The following is an 8,397-nucleotide window of genomic DNA, read 5'->3' on the forward strand; positions in this document are numbered from 1 at the left end:
AGGAGATTCCCGTGCCCTTGCCGCCACCGCCCCGTACGGCCGACGGACAGGAACAGGCGGCCGACGTCGTGTGCGTCGGCGAGACGATGGCCGTCCTCAGCCCACCGGGCAGCGGCCCGCTCGCCGAGCAGTCGACGCTCGCCATGGCCATCGGCGGTGCCGAGTCCAACGTCGCCTGCACCCTGGCCGCCCTCGGTCACCGCGTCGCCTGGGTGAGCCGCCTGGGCGACGACCCGTTCGCGCGCCGCATCCTGGCCGAACTCACCGCGCGCGGCGTGGACGTGACGGGGGTGGAGACCGACCCGGTCCGCCCGACCGGCGTCTACTTCAAGGATCCGACCCCGAACGGCACCCGCACCCACTACTACCGGAGCGGATCGGCCGCCACCCTGATGGGGCCGGACCTGACCCGGCTGCCCGCGCTGCGCCAGGCCCGCATCGTGCACCTGTCGGGCGTCGCCGCGGCGCTCTCCGACAGCTGCGCCCGGCTGCTGGAGTCGATCCTCGTCGACCGCGCCACCGGCGGGCCGACCGTCTCCTTCGACGTCAACCACCGCCCCGCACTGTGGCAGGGCGGCACCGCGGAGGCCGCGAAGAGCCTGCTGACACTCGCCCGCGCCGCCGACATCGTGTTCGTCGGACGGGACGAGGCCGAGGCCCTCTGGGGCACCGCCCACCCGGACGACGTGGCGGAGCTGCTCTCACCCGCCCCGCTGATCGTCGTCAAGGACGCCGAACACGGCGCGACCTCCTACGCCGACGGCACCCGTACGTTCGTCCCCGCGCTGCCCACCCGGGTGGTCGAGCCGGTGGGCGCGGGCGACGCCTTCGCCGCCGGCTACCTGGCCGCCGTACTGGAGAACCGCGACGAACGCTCCCGTCTGCGCCTCGGCCACCTGGCAGCCTCCGCGGCACTGCGGACCAGGGCCGACGTCCCCGCCCTGCCACCGCGCCCGGAGACCGACCGCCACCTGACCCTGGACGGCGCGGGCTGGTCCGGCACGACCCCACGCTGAACCCACAGACACGTGAAGGAGCCCTGGCACCATGAGCACCGACTTCCTCGCCCAGTTGTCGAAGGACCGGGTGATCGCCGTCGTCCGGGCCCCGGAGATCCCCGACGCCGCGGCCCTGTGCGAGGCCCTTCGCGCGGGCGGCATCCACTGGATCGAGTTCACCCGCACCACCCCCGGCCTCACTGCCCATCTCCGCCGCGCGGTGGCCGACGGCCAGGACGGCGTCGGCGCGGGCACGGTGATGACCGCCGGCCAGGCCGAGGAATTGATCGACGTCGGGGCCCAGTACCTCGTCACCCCCGGCTGTCGCCCGGACGTCGCCCGGACGGCAGCGGCGGCCGGCATACCGGTCGTCATGGGCGCCCTGACGCCCACGGAGGTCGGCCTCGCACTCGACCTCGACGTGGCGGCGGTGAAGATCTTCCCCGCCCGCGCCTTCGGCCCCCGCCACTTCCGCGACCTGGCGGGCCCCTTCCCGGACGTACCGCTGGTGGCGTCGGGCGGCATCAACGCGGCAAACGCGGCCGACTTCCTCACGGCCGGGGCACACGCGGTGTGCGCCGGTTCGGAGGTCGTACCGCCGGCCGTCGTGGCCGCGGGCGACTGGCCGGAGATCACCCGACGCGCGCGGGCCTTCACCGACGCGACCAGGACCGCTGGTACGACACAAGCAAGTTCTTGGTCTGCTGGTGGTACAGGTCTTGCATGTCGTTGACCAGGGGAATCGGCACATTTGCGAGGGAAGTGCGGTCGTTGGCCCGGATGCCGGGGCGGGGGGCGTGGCCGTCGTCTTGTGGCCGAGCTGCCGCCTGGGCGTGCTGACAGCGGGCGTCATGGTCAGAGAGGTCAGCCCACGGTGAATCCGTCGAACGTGGCGATGCCCCGTGCGCCGGTCCAGCCGTTGGCCGCGGTCATGAAGACCCCGACGTCCTGTGTGGCGGCCGAGCCTCCCGGCAGGGCCGTGCCCACCGTCGTCCAGGTGACGCCGTCCGTGCTGACCTCCCCGGTGTACGAGGCGCCGGACCTGGTCAGTCGCAGCCGCACCGGAGCGGTGAAGGAGCCCGCCAGCGCGATCGAGTCGAGACGGCCGTCGCCGTCGGCGTCCCAGCTCAGCGCGCAGCCGTTGGACGGTGTGACCGCCAGGTTCACATAGCCCGTGCTTCCCTGCGTGTCCAGGTCGTTGCGGACGACGAGGCCCGCCCGTGCCCAGCCCCCGGTCGCGTCCTGGGACGTGACCGTCACCTCGGCCACTGTTCCGTCGCTGTACGCGCCCGCCCGGTACACCGCCCCGAACTCGTTGGTGGCGCCCCACAGGTCGGCTCCGGCGCCCTCGACGGCGATCTCGTCGCCGGCTTGGCCGAACACGGCGTCGTTGGAGGAGACCGTGCGGTACGGGTCGCCGACCCCGGCCGCGGCCACCAGCCGCAGCGGCGCGACCACCTTCCCGCCACCCGCGTACGCCGCCACCGCGACGACCCGGCCGACCAGTTGCGTCGGTTCACCCGCCAGGGAGACCTCGAAGCGAGCGGTGAACGTTTCGCCGGGCGCCACCGACGCGGTGCTCGCCGGTTCGAGCGGCTTCGCCGCCATGCCCTCGGGGGCGGTGACGGAGAGGGTCACGCCGCGTGCCGCGGCGAAGCCGTTCTTGTTGGTGAAGGCGACCGTCACCGTCGCGGGCGTGCCCTCGGCCACCGCTCCCCGGTCGGCTCCCGCGGTGAGGGCCGCCTGATGGGGAGTGGCGGCGAGCAGGTCGCGCACGCGGCGAGCCAGGGCGTACGGGGAGCCGTGGGGTTCGGTGGGGTGCGTTTCGTGGGAGTGTGCCCAGCGGTCCTCCAGGGCGAACCAGTCGATCGTCGCCGGGTCCTTGCCGGCGGTCAGCGCGGCGAAGTACGTCTTCCAGCGGGTCCGGTACAGGCCGCCGACCAGCCCGGCCCACTCCCGGTTCGCGTAGTCGTGCAGGCCCTCGTCGCTGCTGGCGCGTCCGCCCCAGGTGGTGAGGAGGGAGCGGGCGTCGTACTCCAGGCGGTCCTTCTCCGCCCGGTCGGCGCCCCAGGAGCGCGCGTCGGCGAGCCACCGCCCGAGCAGGTGCGGGCCGGAGGCCGCCAGCAACTCGTCGAGGAGGTCCATCCAGTCCAGCCAGGTCCTGGTCAGCCTGCCGAACAGGGCCTTCTCCCCGGCCTCGTGCGCGGCCTTGATCTGTGGCAGCAGGACACGGCTGCGGTTGGACAGGACCTGCCGGGCCACGTCGACGACGTCGTACCGGTAGGCCGAGGTGCTCCTCAACTCCGCCCGCACGGAGAGGAGTTCGGTGAGAGCTGCGTCGAAGGCCGTGGTGTCGTAGCGGTCCTTCTCCGGGCCCCAGGCGGCGGCCTTGTTCGCCGTCAGACTCGGACGGGCACCGAACAGACCGTCGGGTGCCTCGCTCCAGGAGTCCGCGCGGGACATGCTGTACGCGGTGTCGCGGATCGTCTGCCAGGCCGCGGCGGCGTGCCGGTCGGGCCCGCCGTAGCGGGAGAGGGCGTACGCGGCGAACCAGTCGTCCAGGTCGATGACGCCGGGCGTCCAGGCCAGGTCGGTGAGAAGCGCGAGGGCGGGTGCGTTGTTGTCGGCGGCCTCCGGCATCGCCGCGATACCGGCGAGCGAACTGCCCTCCTTGTCACGCCACTTGGGGTACTGCTCCACCCAGTCCGGGGCGTTGGCGCCCATCGGGGTGTGACCGCCGAAGTTCCAGATGCTGCCGAAGGCGTACGGGGTGCCGTCCCAGTCGCGCTCGCGGTCGGTGACGGTGGTGTAGCGGTCCGACAGACCGTCCACGATCAGCATCCGGCTCTTGTCGACGCCGTCGAGCAGCGCCCTGGACGGGTTGGTCTGCCAGCCGAGGATCGCCCAGACGGCCCCCGGGTGGGCCTTCTGAAGCGCCGCCTCGACGGCCTTCGCGGCCTCGCCCACCGGCACGTCACCGGGGTTGCCGCCCTCGTGCAGCAGGTCCATCTTGTACATCGTGCTGTCGCCGAACCGCTCCGTCTGGGCCCGGTAGAAGGCGGCGGCCACGTCGTCGAAAGCCGTGGTGCGCGGGTCGAGCCAGTCCGGGCGTTTGAAGGCGCCCCAGCTGCCCTGTGCCACCACCGCCGCGTCCCCGCCGTGCTGGGCGGGGAAGTCGTCCGGCACGCTGCCGTAGTAGCCCGGCAGGACCGGCGTCATGCCCAGGTCACGTATCCGGTCGACGATCTTCTCGGCGAGCGCGGCGCGTCTCTCGATGAGCTGCCGGGAGACCGGACCGCCGAAGCCCGACATGTTCTGGAGCAGCCACCAGGGCTGGTGGGCGGGGGCCGGGATCCAGGCGCGCAGTGCGGCGTCGGAGTAGCCGAAGCGGCGGAAGGTGTCGTAGTACACCGCGTCGCCGCCGATGTAGACGAGGACCCGGTTGACTCCGTGCACGGCCAGCACGTCCAGCTCGTGCTGCCAGGCGTCCCAGTCGCGATAGGCGCCGGTGTAGCCCTCGTTGGTGTCGTTGAAGGCGAACCGGTGTGGCACGTCGGCCCGTCCCGTGATCTCCTCGGCGGGCGCGGGGAGGGTGCGCGGCAGGTTCAGCTGCTCGCCGGTCCAGGAGACGGAGGCGTGCACGGTCCGTCGTAAGTAGGTGTGGAGGCCCGTGAGCAGCACGGCGGGGCTGGTGCCCTCCACCGTGATGTGCCCGGCCCGGCCGGTGACCCGGAAACGGTCGGTGTCGTCGTCGACGGCCCGCAGGGTGAGCTGCCGGTGGTGGTCGGGAAGCAGCCGCTTCAGCGCGGCTGCGGCGGGAGCGGTGTCGAACAGGGAGCCGTCGGCCGCGTACGCGCCCTGCGGGCGGGTCAGCAGCGCGGCGCCGCCCAGCGCGACCGCACCCGTGAGGATCCGTCTGCGGGTGACACCTGTGCTGCCGGTGATGCCGAGGTCGCCTCGGTTGTCGTGCATGAACGTCCTTCCGGGAGAGTTCAGTTGATCGTCGTGAGCGTCATGGCGAAGATATGCAGGGCGGGAACGCCCGCCTGGAGGCCGTCGCTGACCTTGGGCAGGACCAGGGAGCGCAGCTCCTTGCCGGCCGCCAGATCGACGCCGAAGCTGAACAGGCTGACGGGGGTGTCGTCCCGGCCGGTGGTGATGTGGCGGTAGGGCACCACCACCGCGGCGGCGGGATTCGTCCCGTACCAGTCGGGGACGGCGACCGAGAATGCCTGCTCGGTGCCGTCGGCGTAGACGACCTTGCCGTTGCCCTTGCCCTCGCCCCAGGTGCTGGTCCCGAGAAAGGACAGCCGCGAACCGGAGCCCGACAGCAGCACGGTCTGGCCGGAGGAGACGACGTTGTCCTTGCCCCCGGGCCGGGTGTCCGGCCAGGTGAAGGGCACCCCGTCGTACGTGACCGCGGCACCCGGGGTCAGTCCCACCGATGCCAGCGCCTCGGCGGACAGACTGGAGTTCGAGCCGTCGATGTTGGCGACGGTGAGGGCGCCGTCGGAGGCGATCCCCGCGTTGTCGAAGGCCCCGGGCAGTGAGCGGTACGGCAGCAGGACGGAGGAGCCGGCGCGGGTGCAGTCCGAGCCGTGGCGGTGCACGTCGAAGAGAGCGTGCGCGGTGAACACGATCCGGCCCTCGGCGTCGTCGGCGAGCCGGGTCTGCCAGGTGCGGGTCACCGACCGTCCGGGCGCGAGGCTGCCCAGGCTGTCGGGTGTCCCGGTGTCGTCCACGGCGAGATAGAGCACCGCGGCGCGCAGCGCGATCTTGGTGGTGTTGGTGAGAGTGGCCGTCAGGGTCACCGCCTGGCCCGCGTCGGGGGCGGGCGGGGTGACCGTGAGCGAGACGGTCGGCGGGAGGAAGTCCTCGTCGGGGCGGTAGGCGTTCACGTCTCCTCCACGGTGAAGTGGTCGAACACGGCCCGGACCGTCGTGCCCGGGTAGTTGAGGTTCACGGCGCTCGCCACCACCCCGGCGTCCAGGGCGCCGTTCGCGGAGGGCACGCTCACACTCGCGATCTCGTTCCAGGCGAGACCGTTGTTGGTGCTGCTGTACGCGGTGCAGGTGGTGCCGGAGCGGACCAGGCGCAGCCAGGCGGGGTGGGCGGAGGAGCCGCCGCCGGCCCAGGTGTCGAGGTGTCCGTCGCCGTCGCTGTCGGTCATGAACTCCACGCCGTACGACTTGGACATGGTGAGCACGGCGTAGCCGCCCTTCTCCGGGGCGGTCAGGTCGTTGGCGACGGCGATCCCGTACTTGGCGCTGGGGTTGTCGCTCCCGCTGAGGCCGACCGTCTTGACCTGCACCACGTTCGACGCGGCGACGGAGCCGGGAAGGAGGATGCCGCCTTTCTCGTCACGGCCGCCGGACAGGTCACCGCCGCCCGCCCAGACCACCAACTGGCTGCCGTACTGGCCGAACCGGGCGTCGTCGGTGGTCGCGAACGTCCGGTACGGGTCCCGCACCCCGTTCGGCTCGTAGGGCACGCTGACGGTCCTCGCGGACCGCGCGCAGTCGGCGCTGCGTCCGTCCACGTCGAAGAGGAGGTGCGCGGTGAACGCGACATCCCCGGCGACGTCGGACGGCATCGACGTGCGCCAGCTGCGGGTGACCTTCGCGCCGCGGCGCAGATCACCGAGCGGGATGGTGCGTGCGGCGGTCGTCGCGCCCGGGTCCACCAGGTACAGGACGGCGCCGCGCAGCGGGAACGGGCAGTTGTTGACGATGGCCGCGGTGGCGGTGACCGTGTCACCGGCCGCCGGTTCGGCGGGTTCGGTGGTGACGGTGAGGGTGGGGCCCAGGGTGTCCGTTCGCGTGCTCACGCCGCTCACCGTCGTTCCCAGTCGACGGTGAAGGTGTTGGCGAGCTCGCTGGGCAGGGTGTCCGGGACGGTGATGTGCACCTTGCCGTCGGAACGGGACCATTTCAGCGGGCGGTTGTGGCCGAGCAGCCGGATCCGCGAGGTCGCGGAGAGAGGGATGTCCGCGGGCATGGAGAGGGTGCCGCCGGGGGCGCCCAGCACGATGATGTTGAACTTGCCCGGGGTGACGGTGTACCGGATGCCGAGGGCGCTGCCCTCCTCCTCCGCCCGTACCCAGGGCGTCGAGCCGTAGATCGCGGGCCCGTTGACCTTCAGCCAGGCGCCGATGTCCCGCAGCCGCCGCTGCATGACGTCCGGGATGGTGCCGTCCGGCTTCGGCCCGATGTTGAGCAGCAGGTTGCCGTTCTTGCTGGTGACGTCGGCGAGCAGATGGACGAGGAACTCGGAGGTCTTGTAGTCCTCCTCGACCTCGAACTTGTTGTAGCCCCAGGAGTAGCCCATCGTGATGCAGCACTCCCACTTCTGGGGGTCCATCGTGGGGTTGGTGCGCTGTTCGTAGGTCGCGAAGTCGAAGTGGGTGTCGAAGCGGTCGTTGACCACGACACCCTTCGGCCTTCTGCGGTTCTTGGCCTGGTTGTAGTAGTGGGAGATGGCTTCCTCACTGCGCCACGGCGGTTCGCCGGCAGGCCGGAACCACTGGCCGTCCGCCCACAGCAGTTCCGGGTCGTAGCGGTCGACGATCTCGTACAGCTGCTTCAGCTCGTAGTCCCCGATGTAGTCGTCGACCGGCCTGTAGCCGGTCATCGGGACCTCCGCACCGGTGTAGAAGTTCCTCATCGGCCGCCCGATCGCCGGGTTGAAGAACTCCCCGAGCGAGTAGTAGAGGCCGGGCCGTACGGTGCCGCGCCTGCGCGCGGCCGTCATCAGCTCGCCGACCAGGTCACGCTTCGGGCCGTGGTTCCCGGCATGACGGTCCGTCACCTCGCTCGGCCACAGGGCGAATCCGTCGTGGTGCTTGCTGGTCAGCGTGAAGTACTCGGCACCTGCCTGCTCGAACAGCCGCACCCAGGCGTCCGGGTCGTAGTTCTCGGCCGTGAACTGCGGGATGAAGTCGTCGTAGAGGAAGTCCTGGCCGTAGGTGTCGCGGTGGTACTTCCAGGTGGGATCGGTGTTGAAGCTCTGGTACCAGAGGTACCACTCGGCGGCCATCTGCCGGGCGGAGCCGGCCGGGACGGAGTAGACGCCCCAGTGAATGAAGATGCCGAACTTGGCGTCCTTGTACCAGCGCGGTACGGGGTGGGTGTCGAGGGACGCCCTGGTGGGCTCGTAGTCGGGGATGCCGCCGGTGATCGCCCGGGCGGTACCGGGTGGGGCCAGCAGCACTGCTGAGCCGAGAGCAGTGGCCGAGGTCAGGAAGCGTCTACGGCTGACGTTCACGGGAGGCCTCTCAGTCGGTGGTGACTCAGTCGGTGGTCGAGAAGGAGTCGAAGACGGCCGTGGTGGTCTGGCCTGGGTAGTTGAGGTTGACGGCGCTCGCGACCATCCCGGCGTCGAGGCCGCCGTCGTGGGATGC

Annotated in this window: 6 protein-coding genes; 2 read left to right on the top strand and 4 right to left on the bottom strand. The window is 71.4% G+C overall.

What is annotated here, in order from left to right:
- Nucleotides 1–11 precede the first annotated feature (11 nt).
- Both OG787_RS43460 and OG787_RS43465 read left to right on the top strand, forming a co-directional pair.
- The gene (locus OG787_RS43460; RefSeq protein ID WP_369030077.1) at nucleotides 12–1,016 is read left to right on the top strand and encodes a sugar kinase; all 1,005 of its coding nucleotides are present in this window, start codon (nucleotides 12–14) and stop codon (nucleotides 1,014–1,016) included.
- Nucleotides 1,017–1,047: 31 nt separating this feature from the next.
- Entirely contained in the window at nucleotides 1,048–1,731 is a 684-nt protein-coding gene (locus OG787_RS43465; protein WP_405538975.1) for a bifunctional 4-hydroxy-2-oxoglutarate aldolase/2-dehydro-3-deoxy-phosphogluconate aldolase, read from the top strand.
- A 131-nt stretch (nucleotides 1,732–1,862) separates the two neighbouring features.
- On the opposite strand, the gene OG787_RS43470 is transcribed toward OG787_RS43465, so the two are convergent.
- The 4 genes from OG787_RS43470 to OG787_RS43485 are packed head-to-tail and all read right to left on the bottom strand — an operon-like array spanning nucleotide 1,863 to nucleotide 8,261.
- A complete protein-coding gene (locus OG787_RS43470) occupies nucleotides 1,863–4,970 on the bottom strand; it encodes an alpha-N-acetylglucosaminidase TIM-barrel domain-containing protein (RefSeq protein ID WP_405538976.1) in 3,108 nt (1,035 codons plus the stop codon).
- A 20-nt stretch (nucleotides 4,971–4,990) separates the two neighbouring features.
- A complete protein-coding gene (locus OG787_RS43475; protein ID WP_369030074.1) occupies nucleotides 4,991–5,896 on the bottom strand; it encodes a beta-glucosidase in 906 nt (301 codons plus the stop codon).
- Nucleotides 5,893–6,825 carry a hypothetical protein gene (locus tag OG787_RS43480; protein WP_369030073.1) on the bottom strand — a complete coding sequence of 311 codons (933 nt, stop codon included), beginning with the start codon at nucleotides 6,823–6,825 and terminating at the stop codon, nucleotides 5,893–5,895. The genes OG787_RS43475 and OG787_RS43480 overlap by 4 nt, the downstream gene beginning before the upstream one ends.
- A 5-nt stretch (nucleotides 6,826–6,830) precedes the next feature.
- Nucleotides 6,831–8,261: an alpha-L-fucosidase gene (locus OG787_RS43485; RefSeq protein WP_405538977.1), complete on the bottom strand. Its 1,431-nt coding sequence runs from the start codon at nucleotides 8,259–8,261 to the stop codon at nucleotides 6,831–6,833.
- Between the last annotated feature and the right edge of the window lie 136 nt (nucleotides 8,262–8,397).

The sequence above is a fragment of the Streptomyces sp. NBC_00075 genome (assembly GCF_045041225.1).
Lineage (GTDB): Bacteria > Actinomycetota > Actinomycetes > Streptomycetales > Streptomycetaceae > Streptomyces > Streptomyces adonidis.

Coding starts and splice junctions, on each gene's coding strand:
- OG787_RS43465 (WP_405538975.1), top strand. CDS start 1,048: ATGAGCACCGACTTCCTCGCCCAGTTGTCGAAGGACCGGGTGATCGCC.
- OG787_RS43470 (WP_405538976.1), bottom strand. CDS start 4,970: ATGCACGACAACCGAGGCGACCTCGGCATCACCGGCAGCACAGGTGTC.